Below are 16,000 nucleotides of genomic sequence, written 5' to 3'. Positions count from 1 at the left end.
CATGCCTTACTCAACAAAATCGGCGCTGATCGTCGCCTGTTGCTCGTTCCAGGAGGGGACAGCCTCTTCCCGCATCGGCACCATGAAGCGCTTGCCATCCGCGCGTTCGATTTCGAGGATATCGCCGGCCCCGAAATTTTCCACCGCAACCACGGTGCCCAGTTGTTCCCCGGTGTCCGACACGGCAGGCAGACCGACCAGATCGGCATGATAATATTCGCCATCACCCAAGGCGGGCAGTGCGGAACGGGGGATCGTCAGCAGCGTGCTGCGCAGTTTTTCCGCCGCCGTGCGATCGGTGATTTCGACAAAGCGGGCAATCGCGCCCCCCTTGTTGTCGCTCTTCACCGATTTGAGCGTCAGCGCCCCGCCGTTGAAGCTCTTGTGCCGTTTGAGTTCTGCCAGCCCTTCGCCAAAGAGCTTCAGACGCACTTCCCCGCTTATGCCATGGGCGCCGGCAATGGCGGCGAGCGTCACCTGTTTTTCAGTCATGTTCATATCCGGCGCCTATGCAGCGCAAAAACAAGGAAGGCGCAACCACAGGGGTTGCGCCTTCCGTCTGTCAACCCTGTCTGGCCCGCCTGACATCGATCAGGCAAGCCATCGGCCAATCAGCCTTCGGTCTGTTCTGCAGCCGGAGCTTCTTCGGTCGATTCTGCAGCGGTTTCTTCAGCGGCAGGTGCTTCGGCAGCAGCCTTGGCTGCTTCTTCGGCTTCGGCCAGCTTGGCAGCGCGTTCTTCAGCGCGTTCCTTGGCCTTTTCGCCCGGCTCAGCCTGCTTCGGGTTGTTGCGGGCAGCGCGTTCCTTGACACCGGCAGCGTCGAGGAAACGGGCAACGCGGTCGGTCGGCTGGGCGCCAACACCCACCCAGTAACGGGCGCGGTCTTCGTTCAGGCGAACGCGGTTGGCGTCATCCTTGGCGAGCAGCGGGTTGTAGGTGCCGATCTGTTCCAGATACTTGCCGTCGCGCGGGCTGCGGCTGTCAGCCACAACGATGCGATAGTACGGACGCTTCTTGGCGCCACCGCGCGAAAGACGAATAGAAGTTGCCATTAAAACTTACCTTTCCAAGTCAATTCACTGAAATCATTTGTTCTTGAGAAAATTCTGCATATCCGGCGGCAATTGGCCGCCCGGCAGGCCGGGCATCCCGCCCGCTCCGCCAGGGCCACCAAGGCCCGGCATGGCAGCACCCAGGCCACCCTTGCCGAACAGGGCGCCAAGCCCCTTCAATCCGCCCATCTTGCGGATCTGCTTCATGGCGCGCCCCATTTCCTGATGCATCTTGAGCAGCTTGTTCACTTCCTGAACGCTGGTGCCGGAACCGGCCGCCACCCGCTTCTTGCGCTTGGCGTTCAGCAAATCCGGATTTTCGCGTTCGCGCGGCGTCATCGAGCCGATGATCGCATCGAGATGCACGAGCACCTTGTCATCCATGCCGCTGCTGGCCATCGCCTGTTTGGCCTTCTTCATGCCCGGCATCAGCCCGGCCAGCATGCCCAGCCCGCCCATCTGCTGCATCTGGCGCAGCTGGCTGCGCAGATCGTTCATGTCGAACTTGCCCTTGAGCATGCGCTCGGCAAGTCGATCGGCCTCTTCCTTCTCGACAGCGGCAGCCGCCTTTTCGACCAGGCCGACGATGTCGCCCATGCCGAGAATGCGGCTGGCCACGCGACCCGGATGGAAGGCCTCGATCGCATCGAGCTTTTCCCCGGTGCCGGCAAACTTGATCGGCTTGCCAGTGACGGCGCGCATGGACAGGGCCGCGCCGCCGCGGGCATCGCCATCCATACGGGTCAGCACGACACCGGTCAGCGGCACTTCGTCAGAGAAGCTCTGCGCCACATTGACCGCATCCTGGCCGGTCAGCGAATCGACCACCAGCAGCACTTCGGTCGGGGTGGTGACCGATGCGACAGCCTTCATTTCGGCCATCAATGCTTCATCGACATGCAGGCGGCCCGCCGTATCGAGCAGCAGCACATCCACCGCCTGCAGCTTGGCCGCCTCGATTGCGCGCCGGGCAATATCCACCGGCTGCTGACCGACGATGATCGGCAGGGTCGCTACGCCCGTCTGTTCGCCCAGAACCTTCAGCTGTTCCTGCGCCGCCGGACGATTGACGTCGAGCGAGGCCATCAACGGCTTCTTGCCCTGCTTTTCCTTCAGCAGGCGGGCAATCTTGGCAGTGCTGGTGGTCTTGCCCGAACCCTGCAGGCCGACCATCATCACCACGACGGGTGGGCGGGCATCGAGATCGAGTGGCGCAACCTCATCCCCGCCCAGCATGGCGACGAGTTCGTCATTGACGATCTTGACGACCTGCTGACCCGGGGTGACCGATTTCAGCACCTGCTGACCAACGGCCTTTTCGGTTACCTTGTCGATGAAACTGCGCGCGACAGGCAGCGCCACGTCGGCTTCAAGCAGAGCCACACGCACTTCGCGCATGGCTTCGCGAACATCCTGTTCGTTCAGCGCGCCACGGCCGCGCAGGCGATCAAACACCCCGGTAAGGCGATCGGACAGCGTGTCGAACATGGCCTCGCGTCACTCCTCAATCGCGAAATACGCGAAAAACGCCGGCGGACGAAAACTCGTCGGCCAGCGGGGCAAAAACAGCAGCACCAATCACAACAACGGTGCAGCATAACAATGAGAGGGACAATCGCCCCGATCATCAGCACACAGAACGAATCCCGAAGGATCCTGCCCATGCAAGAACGCGCCCTTTGTCAGAAACCGACCGTGGAGTAAAGCTCTGCCTGCGCAGGCAGTGGGCCATGGCGATCACAGCGCACACATCCGCGCCGCGCCGAGGCAACGCGTCATCATCATGAAAGTTGGAAAATGGTGGAGCCTAGCGGGATCGAACCGCTGACCTCCTGCATGCCATGCAGGCGCTCTCCCAGCTGAGCTAAGGCCCCGTCATTTCATCTGGTGTCGAAAGCACCCAATCCCAAACAGGATTGAGGCAGAAACCCAAATACAGTCGGATGATAAGAAAATGGTGGAGCCTAGCGGGATCGAACCGCTGACCTCCTGCATGCCATGCAGGCGCTCTCCCAGCTGAGCTAAGGCCCCGTCATTTCATCCGGCGCTTCCTGGGAAGAAGCACCACCCTTGCGGGAGGCCGCCCTCTATTGAGAGGACGGCATCGACGCAAGAGGCATTTTCATTTTTTTAGCTGTCTTCTTCGTCACCGTCAGACGAACCGGACACGCCCAGATCATCGTCGCCGCCCAGGTCGACATCATTGTCAGGCGAATCCTCGCCATCGTCGATATCTTCCAGATCGTCATCGGCCAGATCGGAATCCTGATCTTCAACCTTCTTGTCCTTGACCGCTTCCTCATAGGGGATCGGCTGCTTGGACTTGAGCACGGGCTCAGGAACCCATTCGTTCCCGCATTCGATGCAGGTTACCGGATCTTCCTTGCCCAGGTCGTAGAAGCGTTCACCGCATTTGGGGCAGCTGCGCTTCGAGCCCCATTCAGCCTTGACCATCGTAAATATCCTCGTCTGCCCGCGCCGTTTGCGCGGGCGTAAATCCTGTAACGAAACTTGATGGATACGGCGCAAGCCGGAATCAAGCGCGGTGGGCGCCTTGCCACAGCCCTTGGGCGCTGTCAAAAGCGCCCCCTGCCCCATGACGACCGGCGCGCCGCCAACCCCAATCGGGGCAAGACCCTGCTCATATACCGGAAAGAACCTGCCGTGTCTGCCAATCCTGCCACCGCTCCCACCCCGCGCCGGTTCCTGCCCGGTCGGCCGCTGACCGGCCGCATCCGCGTTCCGGGCGACAAATCCATCAGCCACCGTTCGCTGATGTTCGGCGCGCTGGCGGTAGGGGAAACGCGGGTGACCGGATTGCTGGAAGGCGAAGACGTGCTGGCCACTGCGGCCGCGCTGCGCGCCATGGGGGCAACGATCACCCGGCAGGACAATGGCGAATGGCGGATTTCCGGCGTCGGCGTCGGTGCGCTGCTGCAGCCGCAGACCGCCGTCGACATGGGCAACAGCGGCACCTCCACCCGCCTGCTGATGGGGCTGGTGGCGAGCCACCCGATCACCGTGAACTTCATCGGCGATGCCAGCCTGTCGAAGCGGCCGATGGGACGGGTAACCGAGCCCCTGGGCCTGATGGGCGCGCAATTCACGACCAGCCCCGGTGGCACATTGCCGCTGATGGAACGGGGAACGGGCACCGCCGTGCCCATCACCTATCGCCTCCCGGTCGCCAGCGCCCAGGTGAAGAGCGCCATCCTGCTTGCCGGGCTCAACACCCCCGGCATCACCACGGTCATCGAACCGGTTCCCACGCGCGACCACACCGAACGCATGCTGCGCGGCTTCGGCGCCGATCTGTGGGTGGAGGAAGGCGAGGACGGCGCGCGCGTGATCCATCTGCGCGGCGAAGCCGAACTTCAGCCCCAGACCATCACCGTACCGGGCGACCCATCCTCTGCCGCCTTCTTCGCCGTCGCGGCACTGATCGTTCCAGGCAGTGACCTGATCATCGAGAATGTCGGCCTGAACCCGACCCGCGCCGGATTGTTCGACGTGCTGCGGCAGATGGGCGGGCAGATCGAGGAACTGGACCGCCGCGAAGTGGGCGGAGAGCCGGTTGCCGATCTGCGTGTCCGCCATTCCGCCCTGCACGGGATAGAGGTCGATCCGGCGATTGCCCCGAGCATGATCGATGAATTCCCGGTGCTGTTCGTGGCCGCCGCCCTGGCGCAAGGGCGCACCATCACCAGCGGGCTGGATGAGTTGCGGGTCAAGGAATCGGATCGCCTGACCGCCATGGCCGACGCCTTGCGGCTTGCCGGCGCGCGCGTGGAAGAACGCGAAGACGGGCTGGTGATCGACGGCACCGGCGGATCGCCCCTGCCCGGCACCGCTGACGACGGCGCATCGACCGGCGTCATCACCCATCTGGACCACCGCATCGCCATGAGCATGGCGATCGCTGGCCTGGCCAGCGGCGCAGGCGTGGCGGTGGATGACACGAGGCCGATCGCGACCAGCTTCCCGACATTCGAGGCGCTGCTCGCCGTTGGCGCGCAATAATCATGCCCGCGTGGCTCGATTGGGCAACCATGGTGGGTTTTGCCGGCATGGCCTGCATCATCGGCGCCTATGGCTATCAGACATTCCGCGCCCAGCCTGATCCGTTCATCCAGCACGGCACCAATCTGCTTGGCGCCGCGCTGCTGACGGTATCCTTGCTGGTGCATACGAACCCGGCATCGCTGGTGCTGGAAGCATTCTGGGCCGCCATCGCCATTTTCGGGCTGACGCGCGCGACATTGCAAAGGCGGGCGGCCAAAGCCGCCGCCCATTCAGGGGACAATTCATGATCATTGCCGTCGATGGCCCGACCGCATCGGGCAAGGGCACCATTGCCAAGGCCCTGGCCGCGCATTTCGGCCTGCCCCATCTCGACACTGGCCTGCTCTATCGCGCGGTGGGCCGGCAGGTGATGTTGAACGGCGGCGACCCTGACAATGCCGCCGATGCCCTGGCGGCCTGCGCCTTCGCCGAAGGATTGCTGGATGATCCCGAACTGCGCAGCGAAGCCAGCGGCGGGCTTGCCAGCAGGGTTTCGGTTCATCCCGATGTTCGCCGCGCCCTGTTCGAAAGGCAGCGCAATTTCGCCCTGCAAGCCGGCGGCGCCGTGCTGGACGGGCGCGACATCGGCACGGTGATCGTGCCGGAAGCGCCGGCCAAGCTGTTCGTCATCGCCAGCGTGGAGGCACGGGCGGAACGCCGGTGGAAGGAAATGATCGGCCGGGGGGAAGACGTATCGCGCGAATCCATCGCCGATGATCTGCGTCGCCGCGACGAACGCGACACCCAGCGCGCCCAGGCCCCCCTGGTGGCAGCGAGAGATTCGGTGACCATCGACACATCCCTGCTCAACCGGGAAGAGGCGATTGCCGCGGCCATTGCCGCTGTTCGGCAGCGCCATGAAAGCCCGCAGCATTCATCCTGACGCGCGAATTCCCTCGCCTGGAGCAGGCCCGGAGAGCGCACCGCGAGGCTGCTCCGCTTTCCCTTGCCTCAGAGCGTATTTTCGCATAGAGCGCCGGCCGTTCGACGGGGTAATTCCCGGGTCGACGGCACCCTTCCCGGTATGACCGGATCTGCCCCGGCGGTTGTCCGCCTCAAAGGGCATTAGCGCCGTGTTCCCGGATATTGCCCCTGAGAATGCTTGTGTCGGCATGGGGCCGCGCAGGCAGTTCGGCCATTCAAGACCGGCGGATCCAACCGCCTGGCCGGAAAAACGTGAAACAGGAATTAAACAGCGATGGCATCCAACGCCAATCCCTCTCGCGATGATTTCGCGAAACTCCTTGATGAACAGCTCGGCGGCGCCGAGGGCGGCTTCGAAGGCCGCGTTGTCAAGGGCACCGTCACCAACATCGAAAACGGCATGGCGATCATCGACGTCGGCCTGAAGTCCGAAGGCCGCGTTGCGCTGAAGGAATTCGCCCGTGGTGAAGACGACCATGGCCTGACCATCGGCTCCGAAGTCGAAGTGTTCGTGGACCGCGTCGAAAACGCCGACGGCGAAGCCATGCTGAGCCGCGACCGCGCCCGTCGCGAAGCCGCATGGGACAAGCTGGAAAGCGAATTCGGCGAAGGCAAGCGCGTCGAAGGCCGCATCTTCGGCCGCGTGAAGGGTGGCTTCACCGTCGATCTCGACGGCGCCGTGGCCTTCCTGCCCGGTTCGCAGGTCGATATCCGCCCGGTGCGTGACGTCGGCCCGCTGATGGACATGCCGCAGCCCTTCCAGATCCTGAAGATGGACCGTCGCCGCGGCAATATCGTCGTGTCGCGTCGCGCCGTGCTGGAAGAAACCCGCGCCGAACAGCGCAGCGAGCTGATCGACAAGCTGGCCGAAGGCCAGGTGATCGAAGGCGTTGTGAAGAACATCACCGATTACGGTGCGTTCGTGGATCTGGGCGGCATCGACGGCCTGCTGCATGTCACTGACATGAGCTACAAGCGCGTCAACCACCCGAGCGAAGTGATCAACATCGGCGACACCGTCACCGTGCAGATCATCCGCATCAATGCCGACACGCAGCGCATCAGCCTGGGCATGAAGCAGCTGGAAAGCGATCCGTGGGATGGCGTTGCCGCCAAGTACCCGATCGGCATGAAGGTTTCCGGCCAGGTGACCAACATCACCGAATACGGCGCCTTCGTGGAACTGGAAGCCGGCATCGAAGGCCTGGTCCATGTTTCCGAAATGAGCTGGACCAAGAAGAACGTCCACCCGGGCAAGATCGTTTCCACCTCGCAGGAAGTGGAAGTGGTTGTTCTGGAAGTCGATTCGGACAAGCGCCGCATCAGCCTCGGCCTCAAGCAGGCACAGCGCAATCCGTGGGAAGAATTCGCCGAAACGCACCCGGTCGGTTCGACCGTCGAAGGCGAAGTCAAGAACGCGACCGAATTCGGCCTGTTCATCGGCCTGCCGGGCGACGTGGACGGCATGGTTCACATGTCCGACATCGCATGGGGCATTTCGGGCGAAGACGCACTGGCACTTCACCGAAAGGGTGAAATGGTCAATGCGGTCGTTCTGGATGTCGACATCGAGAAGGAACGCATCAGCCTGGGCATGAAGCAGCTCGAAAAGGGCGCACCGGCAGCTGGCGGCGTGGCATCGGGCAGCAGCCTGAAGCGCGGCGACGTTGTCACCGTGACCGTGCTCGAAGTGCGCGATGGCGGCCTGGAAGTGCAGGCTGGCGAAGACGGTGCAACCGGGTTCATCAAGCGTTCGGACCTCGGCCGTGACCGTGACGAACAGCGCCCCGACCGTTTCCAGACCGGCCAGAAGCTGGACGCGATGGTCACCGGTTTCGACCGTTCGAAGAAGCCGAACTTTTCCGTCAAGGCGCGTCAGATCGCCGAAGAGAAGCAGGCTGTCGAACAGTACGGTTCGTCGGATTCGGGTGCATCGCTGGGCGACATCCTCGGCGAAGCCCTGAAGCGTCAGGACTAATACCGAACTTCCAGACCTCAGTGTCTGGATTGCAAGGCCCGTCCGCTCTCACGAGCGGGCGGGCTTTTGCTTTGGCCGGCTCTCTCCTCTAGGCTGCACTGCGTGCAAGGAGCCCGCCGATGAAGGCAACACCGTTTCTGATGTTTCAGGGGGACGCTGGTCCCGCGCTGGAACTGTGGTCTGCAGCCATCCCCGAACTCGAAATTCTCGAGCTGGCGCGCTACCCCTCGGGCCCGCAAGAAGGGCAGATCGCCTCTGCCCGGATCGGTATCGGCGGCAGCGAGTGGCGGCTATATGACAGTCCGCCCATGCATGACTTCACCTTTACCCCAGCCAGTTCGATCTTCATCGATTGCGATGATGAAGCGCAGCTGCGCCGCCTTGCCGAGCTACTTGGCGATGGCGGACAGGTGATGATGCCGATTGACAATTATGGTTTCAGCCAGCTGTTCACCTGGATTGCCGACCGTTTCGGTGTCAGCTGGCAGATCAATCTACCTCTGGAATAATCCCGTGCTGCAACTGCATCAGTTTCCCTGCCTGTCCGACAATTACGGTTTCCTGCTGCATGATCCTGCCAGCGGCGAAACCGTCTGCATCGATACGCCCGATGCCGATGCCTATCTGCAAGAGGCCGCCGCACGCGGCTGGACCATCACCCAGATCTGGAACACCCATTGGCACAAGGATCACGCCGGCGGGAACGCTGCGATCAAGGCGGCGACCAACTGCCGCATCACCGCCTCTGCCATCGATGCGCCAAAGATCGACGCCGTCGATTGCACGGTGGCGCATGGCGATCAGGTAACGATCGGCACATGGCAGGGTGATGTCATCGATGTGGGCGGGCACACCATGGGCCATGTCGCGTTCCACCTGCCCGACGCGGGCATGGCATTCGTGGGCGATTCGCTGTTTGCGCTGGGATGCGGACGGATGTTCGAAGGGACACCGCCGCAGTTCTGGTCCAGCCTTTCACGACTGAAGGCGCTGCCACCGCAGACAACCGTCTATTGCGCGCATGAATACACCGCATCCAACGCGCGGTTCGCGCTGCATGCTGATCCGGACAACGCCGAGCTGCAGGCCTATGTCACCGAAATCACCGCCTTGCGCGAGCAGGACCGCCCCACCGTCCCCTTCCCGCTTGCCCGGGAACTGGCGACCAATCCGTTTCTGCGGGCCGATGATCCTGCGCTCCAGGCCCGCTGGGGCAAAGGAAATCCGATCGACACCTTCGCCACCTTGCGCGCAGCGAAGGACAGCTTCTGATCGCTACAATCAGGCAGAGCGCAAAAGAAAAGCCCCCGCGATCCTTGTGGAACGCGGGGGCTTTTCATTGATCGGAAGTGATCGATCAGATGGCGGCGATCACATCGTCCACCAGCTTGCGATCTGCATTCGCATCATGCCGTTCGGCTATCAGATCACGCGCTGCGCTGGCCGCTGCCGTGGCAGCGCGGTTGCGCAGTTCTTCGACCACGCTGCGTTCAGCAGCGGCGATCTTGTCTTCTGCCATGCGCTGACGGCGCGCGATCACTTCTTCGGTGTCGCGTGCTGCCTTGGCAACGATCGCATCCGCTTCATGCTGGGCGGTGACGAGCATCGCTTCGGCATCTTTTTCGGCATTCGCGATCTTCGCCGCATATTCATTGCGCAGCGCTTCGGCCTCTGCACGCAGCTGCTTCGCTTCGTCCAGCTGCGTGCGGATGGTGGCGATCTTGCCGTCCAGCCCGCCACCGATGATCTTGTGCACCTTGCCGACAAACACGGCGATCAGGATCAGCAGCAGCATCGAGACCGAAACCCACTGGAAGGGTTGCAGACCCAATGCAGTCGGTCCGTGATGTCCGCCTTCTTCGTGGCTGCGGTCTTCCGTCGTGGTGACGTAGGGATCCTGCAGATCCGTGGTGAATTGCGGCGCTTCGGGCGCGTTAGACATGGCTCAGGGCTTTCTTGACGGCAGCCTGCGCACTGTCGGTCGTGACATCGGCATTGGCGATACGCCTGACGATATCCTGCGCGGCATCAACGGCAACGGCTTCCACTTCGGCCAGCGCTTCCGAACGGGAAGCGGCGATCCGCGTTTCAGCTTCGGCCAGCCTGGCGTCGACGCCAGTCTGCGCCTGCGCAAGCCGCGCCTCATGATCGGTTGCAGACACGGCCTTGGCCTGGGCAACAATGCCCTGCGCCCTGGCGCGGTTTTCATTCTCGCGAATGCGCCAGGCTTCTTCCTGTTCGTTCGCCTGATCCCGGGCAGCCTGGGCTGCGGCGAGATCGCCGGCGATCTGGGTGTCGCGCAGGGCCACGGTGTTCATCACCTTGGGCACCATGCCGCGACCGATCACGAAGAAAACGAGGCCGAAAAAGATCAGCAGCCAGAAGATCTGGCTGGAATAGGTTTCGGCAAGTTGTTCTATCTGGGGCATTCGTACGTCCCGGTCGTTTAATCGCCAGCGCCCCGCCGGACGAACCCGGCGGGACAGCTATGCGCTTACTGGAAGATCAGCAGAGCGGCGATAACGAACGCCAGCAGGCCGAGAAGTTCGGCACCGGCGAAACCGATGAACAGACGGCCCTGCTGGCTGTCAGCGGCACCCGGATTGCGGAGAGCGCCTTCGAGGAACTTGGCAAACACGTTGCCCACACCGATCGAGGCCAGACCGGCACCAATAGCGGCGAGACCGGCACCGAGCAGCTTTGCGGCTTCTGCGTCCATTTTAAAAACTCCTTTGGGAAAATTTTGTGTTGTAATCAGTGAAGGTTTTCAGCGTCGTTGATGTACAGCGACGTCAGCAGCGCGAAGACATAGGCCTGAATACCAGCGACCAGAATTTCCAGCGCGCAGATACCGACCATCAAGACCAGGCTGGGAATGGCGATGAACACGCCATAGCCCGGGCCAGCGTTGATGCCGCTGATGACGAAGCTCGACAGCACTTCCAGCAGAACGTGCCCAGCCATCATGGCCACGAACAGACGCAGGCCGAGGCTGAAGGGACGCACGAGGAAGGAGATCAGTTCGATCGGGGCGATGATCGGGATCATCGGCCAGGGCGTGCCATGCGGAACGAACAGCGAGAAGAAGTGCAGGCCGTGACGCAGGAAGCCGACGATCAGAACGATCGAGAACGACATGATCGCCAGAACACCGGTTACGGTGAAGTGGCTGGTGAAGGTGAAAGGGTGCACCCCGACCACGCCCAGCGGCATCAGGCCGAGGATGTTGGCGAACAGGATGAACATGAACAGCGAGAAGATATAAGGCACATACTTGCGCCCGGCCTTGCCCACATTGGCTTCCAGCAGGTTATCGATGAAGCCGGTGAAGCCTTCGACGGCGACCTGCCAGCGACCCGGGACCAGCTGGCCCTTCATGCCACCGGCGACGAAGACGCCCAGTGCAAGAGTAGCCAGCGCCATCCACAGCGCGCTGTTGGTGAATGCGATATTGTAGCCAGCCAGTTCCCAACCCGCCGAACCAAACAGGGGTTCGATGGTAAACTGCTGCATCGGCTCAACTTTGGCCTGCTCGGCTGCCACTGATCTAACCGTCCCTTGCCCGCTGGATAAAAACGTCCACGCCCCGGGCCCCATCTCAGTGGGGCTCAATCAGGGCGCTTGTTCGCCATCCGAAAAACATTTCTGAAGGCTACTGCTATTCCCATGAACAGCATCACGATCAGGCCCCATGGCGCGGTCCCGGCGAAGCGATCAATCACCCAGCCGATTACCAAGCCACCCAGAACACCACCGAGGAGATCCGCCAACACCCGATTGCCGGTGCGATAACTCGCATCGGCTCCCTTGATTTGCGGCCGGTTACGCTCATCTTCACGCTCCTGAGCGGCTTTCAGCCGCGTCTCGAGCGCATTGATCCGCGCATCCTCAGCAATTGGTTCCCGTGTGGGTTCATCGTCGTTCATGCCACGCTCCATTTGCAGGGGAGTTTCAGACAGTGGAACGACTATGCCCCCGAAGGCGCCTGCCCCCTAGACGGGGGGCATATGCGAGTCAACTGGCCGGAGAGGCCAGTCGACAAAGCATATCATTCCGGTGGCATAATACCGGTAATGAACTGGGCCCTCAATTGATCAGGGGCAGCGCGAATCCCGCTGCGGCGCCGACGCCGTACGCGTCTGCCAGCTGCCATCGGGCGCCTGATATTTTTCCCCCGCCGAAGTGCGCGCAATCGCCAGGCAGCCCGCCGTGAAGGCATATTCTTCCAGTGTGGCGCTCGCCGCCTGGGCCTTTTCGGCATAGACCGCGCGGCGCTTGATATTCAGATCATCCACAATCTTGCGCAATGCGGCATCGCCGCCGCCGACCACGCCGAGATAGCCATCCATGCGTTCGCCGATCTGGCCGGACCGGCGTGCGGCTTCATAAGCGGGATCGCGCTGGGCCATGACCGGTGTGGAAAGACCGGCGACAGCAATCGCGACCAGTCCTGCGGCCATCACGGAACGACGGAAAACCTGCCTCATACCAACCTTCTCCATCGAAAATTCCCACATCAGAAGATGTCGGAGTTTTCCTCAATCGTGTTGCCGGCATCGGCTGCCAGGCGATAGATCACTTCCTGCGTGATGTTGATGTTGAGCTCGATCACGATCGGCTTGTCAGGGGCATTCACCGATATGCACCCGGCCGCCGGGATTGCGCCCGCCATCAGCATCACCGCCGTTCCTGCCCGCCACCAGCGCGATCTGCGGTGATCGCCCGCCGTGCCGGCAGGACCGGCCAATTTCCGATCTGTCATTGCTCATTCTCGCTTTCGGAGTGCTGAATGGGTGTATTGGTGCGACCGGCCGAGCCGATTGGCGACCTGCCCAACGACGCGGGAGTACGGTTGCCGCTCGAATCAAGCAGGCCGACTTCGCGCGGGTCGCGGATTGCGGCGGGATCGTAGAGCGCCTTGATCGAGGTCATCAGCGAATAGAACGGCGCGCGGATGTTGACGTCAAAGCGGATCGGCAGATTGGCGATCCGTCGGGTGATGAAATTCTGCCGCGTCCCCTGCCCCTGCCGGACGCCATCGAACCGGACGCGGGTGACGATTTCACCTGACAATGATCCATCCATCGCAATGCTCATCTGCCGGTAATCGAGAGAGCGGAGCGTATCGAAGGCGAAATTGGCCATCGCCGAAAGGTCTTTATAGGTCAGCTCGCCGACATAGGACACATTGCCACCCGGCGCGCGCGAGATCAGGAGACCGCCCTGCAGGCTGCCATTGCCGGCCGCATCGAACACCACCGGGATCGTCCCGTCGAACACGCCGGTGGCGCCGATATTGCCCATCTGCATATGTTCGACGAAGCGGGCAGCTTCCAGCCCTTCGATATCGAACACATAGCGCCGTACCTCTGCCGCGCCGAAGCGTAGGGTGACCGGTTTCATGACGAGCGTGCCGCCCATGAACGGCCATTGGCCATGTTCGATCGTCAGCACCTCGCCCCCGCGCAGGCTGTAACGCAGCGTGCCGTCATTGACCTCTATGCCCGGATTGACCGAGGCGATCCTCACCTCCTGCGCCGGGGCGGTGGTCATGCCCAGCAGATCGGTGAAGTGAATGGTTCCCTCGATCCCCTTCACCCCGCCGAAGGCAGCGGCAAGATCCAGGCTGTTGGTGTGGAACTGGCCCGAACTGGTGATCGCAGCAGGGTTCCAGTCGATCCGCCCCCGGCCGTCCACCGTGCCGCGCACATTGGCAACGACACCGCGCGCCAGAGGTGTCAGATGGAGGGGTTGCAGCCCGGGCGTGAAGGTCAGCCCATCCATGCGGATATCGGCATGCCCGGTGGTGTCGGCCAGATTGTGCGCGATATCGAGCCGGGCCAGCGGCGTATCGCCGCGCGGTTCGCGCAGCAGCGCCTGGGCGGTAATGCGGTTGTCGGCCAGTTCCAGCACGGCATCGCGGGCGATGACAGGCTCGAACCGATCGGTTTCTGCCCGGTCTTCCACGCGAAATACGCCTTCGGTCAGTGACAGCCGCCCGTCGGCATAACGCCAGCTGCCGCCCGCCCCGAGCAGATCGAGCGGAACGGCGGCCAGGCGAACCTCAGCACCCGCAAAACGCCCGCCGATATCCTTGCCCAGCTGAGCCCGCAAATCCTCTATCACGAAGCTTGTGGGGGCATCGACAGGGCCCAGCGCCACGTCGACCTGGCGCGCCGTCATGGCGCCGGGCCAGGCGAAGCCGACCGCACCCGTGCGCAGGGCAATGGGCGTTTCGCCCAATCTTCCGCGCAGATCGAGCGAAGGGGCGCCTGCCGCCAGTTGCATTCCGCGCGAGCCATAGGCCAGGATCGGGCGGCCACCTTGCGGGCACAATTGCAGGCTGCGTCGTTCGAGCGAGAGCTGGGCGATCTGCAACCCATCGAACCGGACGGTCGTGCATTCACGCCACAGCGCCAGCCCGCCGGCCTTCGACCAATTGCCGGACAGCGGCAACTGGAGCATTCGCGCGTAGCCGCCGGGCAAGGGGCCGCTGGCTTCCACCCGGCCAGAGAAGCCCACCATGCCATTGGGGCCCTGCCGCACCAGCAGTTCGGGCATCGCCAGTCTGGCATCACCCGCGGAATAGGGCGCCATCGACAGGCGCATCATGATATCGCCGCCTTCGCCCTGTTCGGCATAGCCCACGATGCGTGGAAGATTTTCGCCCCCGGTGGCAAGATTGCCGGACAGGCGCAACGCGCCCGCGTCATTGAGAGAGAGTTGCACGCGCGACAGGCCCAGCAGCGCGCCGCCCTGCCCGCCGACCACGGCCACGCTTGGCAGCACGACGGACATGCGGGGCCCGGTTCGCCGCGCCGTGAACCCGGCGGTGATTCGTCCATTGTCGATCTGCCGCGCGATCTGCGTGCGCAATTGCTGCACCAGCGGGGCGACCAGCGTGTCGGCTCCAGCGTCGGCCAGCTGCGCCATGGCGCGGTCGAAATCAGGCGATGTCTGCAGCCCCTCCCCGGCAATCGAGCCTTCCCATTCGATCCGTTCGAACTGACGGCGGGCCCTGATGGTGCCCTCCCCCGTCAGGGAAGCCAGCCGGCCATGCGGCGTGCGAATACTCACCCCGCCCAGATCATAGCGCGCGGTCAGGGCTGCTTCCCGCCAGGTAAAATGCGCATCGCCACTGATGGTCTGAGCCCCGCCTGCATTTGCGGACAGGGAGGCCAGCTGCAGATTGGCGCTGCCCTCAACCCCGGCCAGATCTTTGTCGGCCACCAGCGTCAGCTGTGTTGCGCCCTTGCCTAGTTGGATCCCCGCCGAGGCGCAGGCTGCCTGATCGCTGCGCAACGGGCCGGCAAAGCGCGGCTTTTCATGGCGGATCGACAGCTCGCCGTAGAGCGTCACCCCAATGGCCGAGCAACTGCCCAGCGCCAGACGCGGGGCGGTGGCGGCGATTTCGGAGGTGAAGCCATTGCGCAGATTGCCATCGCCCTGAATCCGGAAGCCGATTGGCCCATGGTCAGTTTCCATCAGCCCGCGGCCATCTTCGACAGCGACGATCAGATCGGGCAGCGCAAAGGGATCCTCGCTATCGGTAAAGATCAGCGGGTCCAGCGCGCCGAAACTCAGCTTGCCTTTCACATAGGTGCCGAACAGCCGGGGCCGCACCACCCGCACTTTTTCCACATCGGGAATGCCGAAGCGCGGGGTAATGCCGACTTCCAGTCGCTCGATCGTCAGATCCGGCCGGTCAGGCCGACCGATCACGATATTGGTGAGCACCTGCCGTTCCGGGCCGATTTCCTCCACCGTATAGCTTGCCTGCAGCCCGGCATCGGCCAGCGCATCGGAAATGAAATTGCCCGCAATCCGTTCGCGGTTCAGCCAGCCGGCGAGCCCGGCCGCCAGCATGAGCGCGAGCACGACGAAAAAGGCCCAGCAACCGACGCCGAGCCTTGCCTTGCCGGCAGCGGGTATATCCTGGGCTTCATCCGCCATTGCAGGCACACTTGCGCGGAAGGCGGGCCAA

General features: G+C 62.9%; 18 protein-coding genes and 2 tRNA genes. 6 read left to right on the top strand and 14 right to left on the bottom strand.

Going from position 1 to position 16,000, the window contains the following annotated elements:
- Window positions 1–6: 6 nt before the first annotated feature.
- The 6 genes from rimM to GRI97_RS08545 form a co-directional block, all read right to left on the bottom strand.
- Entirely contained in the window at window positions 7–498 is a 492-nt protein-coding gene (rimM, locus tag GRI97_RS08570) for a ribosome maturation factor RimM (protein ID WP_161390618.1), read from the bottom strand.
- Between the two features lie 113 nt (window positions 499–611).
- Complete coding sequence (rpsP, locus tag GRI97_RS08565; RefSeq protein ID WP_161390617.1) at window positions 612–1,052, bottom strand: 30S ribosomal protein S16; 441 nt, start codon at window positions 1,050–1,052, stop codon at window positions 612–614.
- Between the two features lie 33 nt (window positions 1,053–1,085).
- Entirely contained in the window at window positions 1,086–2,540 is a 1,455-nt protein-coding gene (gene ffh, locus GRI97_RS08560; protein ID WP_161390616.1) for a signal recognition particle protein, read from the bottom strand.
- A 310-nt stretch (window positions 2,541–2,850) separates the two neighbouring features.
- A tRNA-Ala gene (locus GRI97_RS08555) sits at window positions 2,851–2,926 on the bottom strand.
- 81 nt (window positions 2,927–3,007) lie between these two features.
- Window positions 3,008–3,083, bottom strand: a tRNA-Ala gene (locus GRI97_RS08550).
- Window positions 3,084–3,182: 99 nt separating this feature from the next.
- Window positions 3,183–3,506, bottom strand: coding sequence for an FYDLN acid domain-containing protein (locus tag GRI97_RS08545; protein ID WP_161390615.1), 324 nt, complete (start codon window positions 3,504–3,506; stop codon window positions 3,183–3,185).
- A 60-nt stretch (window positions 3,507–3,566) separates the two neighbouring features.
- Between GRI97_RS08545 and aroA the strand changes: the two genes are divergently transcribed.
- From aroA to gloB, 6 genes are all read left to right on the top strand, one after another.
- Window positions 3,567–5,072, top strand: a complete 1,506-nt coding sequence (gene aroA / locus GRI97_RS08540) for a 3-phosphoshikimate 1-carboxyvinyltransferase (RefSeq protein WP_161390614.1) — start codon at window positions 3,567–3,569, stop codon at window positions 5,070–5,072.
- A gap of 2 nt (window positions 5,073–5,074) precedes the next feature.
- The gene (locus GRI97_RS08535) at window positions 5,075–5,362 is read left to right on the top strand and encodes a CBU_0592 family membrane protein (RefSeq protein WP_161390613.1); all 288 of its coding nucleotides are present in this window, start codon (window positions 5,075–5,077) and stop codon (window positions 5,360–5,362) included.
- Window positions 5,359–5,997, top strand: coding sequence for a (d)CMP kinase (locus GRI97_RS08530; RefSeq protein WP_161390612.1), 639 nt, complete (start codon window positions 5,359–5,361; stop codon window positions 5,995–5,997). Before GRI97_RS08535 ends, GRI97_RS08530 begins: the two co-directional genes overlap by 4 nt.
- Before the next feature lie 315 nt (window positions 5,998–6,312).
- On the top strand, window positions 6,313–8,016 hold the full coding sequence (rpsA, locus tag GRI97_RS08525; RefSeq protein ID WP_161390611.1) for a 30S ribosomal protein S1: 1,704 nt from the start codon (window positions 6,313–6,315) through the stop codon (window positions 8,014–8,016).
- 119 nt (window positions 8,017–8,135) lie between these two features.
- A complete protein-coding gene (locus GRI97_RS08520; RefSeq protein WP_161390610.1) occupies window positions 8,136–8,525 on the top strand; it encodes a VOC family protein in 390 nt (129 codons plus the stop codon).
- Window positions 8,526–8,529: 4 nt separating this feature from the next.
- Entirely contained in the window at window positions 8,530–9,288 is a 759-nt protein-coding gene (gloB, locus tag GRI97_RS08515) for a hydroxyacylglutathione hydrolase (protein WP_328598517.1), read from the top strand.
- Window positions 9,289–9,373: 85 nt separating this feature from the next.
- Here the strand turns inward: gloB and GRI97_RS08510 are convergent, their stop codons facing one another.
- From GRI97_RS08510 to GRI97_RS08475, 8 genes are all read right to left on the bottom strand, one after another.
- Window positions 9,374–9,958, bottom strand: coding sequence for a F0F1 ATP synthase subunit B family protein (locus tag GRI97_RS08510; protein WP_161390608.1), 585 nt, complete (start codon window positions 9,956–9,958; stop codon window positions 9,374–9,376).
- Window positions 9,951–10,445, bottom strand: a complete 495-nt coding sequence (locus tag GRI97_RS08505; protein ID WP_161390607.1) for a F0F1 ATP synthase subunit B family protein — start codon at window positions 10,443–10,445, stop codon at window positions 9,951–9,953. Before GRI97_RS08505 ends, GRI97_RS08510 begins: the two co-directional genes overlap by 8 nt.
- A 65-nt stretch (window positions 10,446–10,510) precedes the next feature.
- Window positions 10,511–10,735, bottom strand: a complete 225-nt coding sequence (locus tag GRI97_RS08500) for a F0F1 ATP synthase subunit C (RefSeq protein WP_161390606.1) — start codon at window positions 10,733–10,735, stop codon at window positions 10,511–10,513.
- A gap of 35 nt (window positions 10,736–10,770) precedes the next feature.
- On the bottom strand, window positions 10,771–11,613 hold the full coding sequence (locus tag GRI97_RS08495; RefSeq protein WP_161390889.1) for a F0F1 ATP synthase subunit A: 843 nt from the start codon (window positions 11,611–11,613) through the stop codon (window positions 10,771–10,773).
- A gap of 11 nt (window positions 11,614–11,624) precedes the next feature.
- On the bottom strand, window positions 11,625–11,942 hold the full coding sequence (locus tag GRI97_RS08490) for an AtpZ/AtpI family protein (RefSeq protein WP_161390605.1): 318 nt from the start codon (window positions 11,940–11,942) through the stop codon (window positions 11,625–11,627).
- Window positions 11,943–12,110: 168 nt separating this feature from the next.
- Window positions 12,111–12,503, bottom strand: a complete 393-nt coding sequence (locus tag GRI97_RS08485) for a YdbL family protein (protein WP_161390604.1) — start codon at window positions 12,501–12,503, stop codon at window positions 12,111–12,113.
- Between the two features lie 29 nt (window positions 12,504–12,532).
- A complete protein-coding gene (locus GRI97_RS18580; RefSeq protein WP_235917651.1) occupies window positions 12,533–12,778 on the bottom strand; it encodes a YnbE family lipoprotein in 246 nt (81 codons plus the stop codon).
- The gene (locus tag GRI97_RS08475; protein WP_161390603.1) at window positions 12,775–15,969 is read right to left on the bottom strand and encodes an intermembrane phospholipid transport protein YdbH family protein; all 3,195 of its coding nucleotides are present in this window, start codon (window positions 15,967–15,969) and stop codon (window positions 12,775–12,777) included. The genes GRI97_RS18580 and GRI97_RS08475 overlap by 4 nt, the downstream gene beginning before the upstream one ends.
- Between the last annotated feature and the right edge of the window lie 31 nt (window positions 15,970–16,000).

Origin of the sequence: Croceibacterium xixiisoli (assembly GCF_009827305.1) — a bacterium.
In the GTDB taxonomy this organism is placed as follows: Bacteria; Pseudomonadota; Alphaproteobacteria; order Sphingomonadales; family Sphingomonadaceae; genus Croceibacterium_C; species Croceibacterium_C xixiisoli.
This window is presented reverse-complemented; position numbering and strand designations above follow the sequence as displayed.

Excerpts from the sequence above, each read along its gene's own strand:
- rimM (WP_161390618.1), bottom strand. The coding sequence starts at position 498 with ATGAACATGACTGAAAAACAGGTGACGCTCGCCGCCATTGCCGGCGCC.
- rpsP (WP_161390617.1), bottom strand. The coding sequence starts at position 1,052 with ATGGCAACTTCTATTCGTCTTTCGCGCGGTGGCGCCAAGAAGCGTCCG.
- ffh (WP_161390616.1), bottom strand. The coding sequence starts at position 2,540 with ATGTTCGACACGCTGTCCGATCGCCTTACCGGGGTGTTTGATCGCCTG.
- GRI97_RS08545 (WP_161390615.1), bottom strand. The coding sequence starts at position 3,506 with ATGGTCAAGGCTGAATGGGGCTCGAAGCGCAGCTGCCCCAAATGCGGT.
- aroA (WP_161390614.1), top strand. The coding sequence starts at position 3,567 with ATGGATACGGCGCAAGCCGGAATCAAGCGCGGTGGGCGCCTTGCCACA.
- GRI97_RS08535 (WP_161390613.1), top strand. The coding sequence starts at position 5,075 with ATGCCCGCGTGGCTCGATTGGGCAACCATGGTGGGTTTTGCCGGCATG.
- GRI97_RS08530 (WP_161390612.1), top strand. The coding sequence starts at position 5,359 with ATGATCATTGCCGTCGATGGCCCGACCGCATCGGGCAAGGGCACCATT.
- rpsA (WP_161390611.1), top strand. The coding sequence starts at position 6,313 with ATGGCATCCAACGCCAATCCCTCTCGCGATGATTTCGCGAAACTCCTT.
- GRI97_RS08520 (WP_161390610.1), top strand. The coding sequence starts at position 8,136 with ATGAAGGCAACACCGTTTCTGATGTTTCAGGGGGACGCTGGTCCCGCG.
- GRI97_RS08510 (WP_161390608.1), bottom strand. The coding sequence starts at position 9,958 with ATGTCTAACGCGCCCGAAGCGCCGCAATTCACCACGGATCTGCAGGAT.
- GRI97_RS08505 (WP_161390607.1), bottom strand. The coding sequence starts at position 10,445 with ATGCCCCAGATAGAACAACTTGCCGAAACCTATTCCAGCCAGATCTTC.
- GRI97_RS08500 (WP_161390606.1), bottom strand. The coding sequence starts at position 10,735 with ATGGACGCAGAAGCCGCAAAGCTGCTCGGTGCCGGTCTCGCCGCTATT.
- GRI97_RS08495 (WP_161390889.1), bottom strand. The coding sequence starts at position 11,613 with ATGGGGCCCGGGGCGTGGACGTTTTTATCCAGCGGGCAAGGGACGGTT.
- GRI97_RS08490 (WP_161390605.1), bottom strand. The coding sequence starts at position 11,942 with ATGAACGACGATGAACCCACACGGGAACCAATTGCTGAGGATGCGCGG.
- GRI97_RS08485 (WP_161390604.1), bottom strand. The coding sequence starts at position 12,503 with ATGAGGCAGGTTTTCCGTCGTTCCGTGATGGCCGCAGGACTGGTCGCG.
- GRI97_RS18580 (WP_235917651.1), bottom strand. The coding sequence starts at position 12,778 with ATGACAGATCGGAAATTGGCCGGTCCTGCCGGCACGGCGGGCGATCAC.
- GRI97_RS08475 (WP_161390603.1), bottom strand. The coding sequence starts at position 15,969 with ATGGCGGATGAAGCCCAGGATATACCCGCTGCCGGCAAGGCAAGGCTC.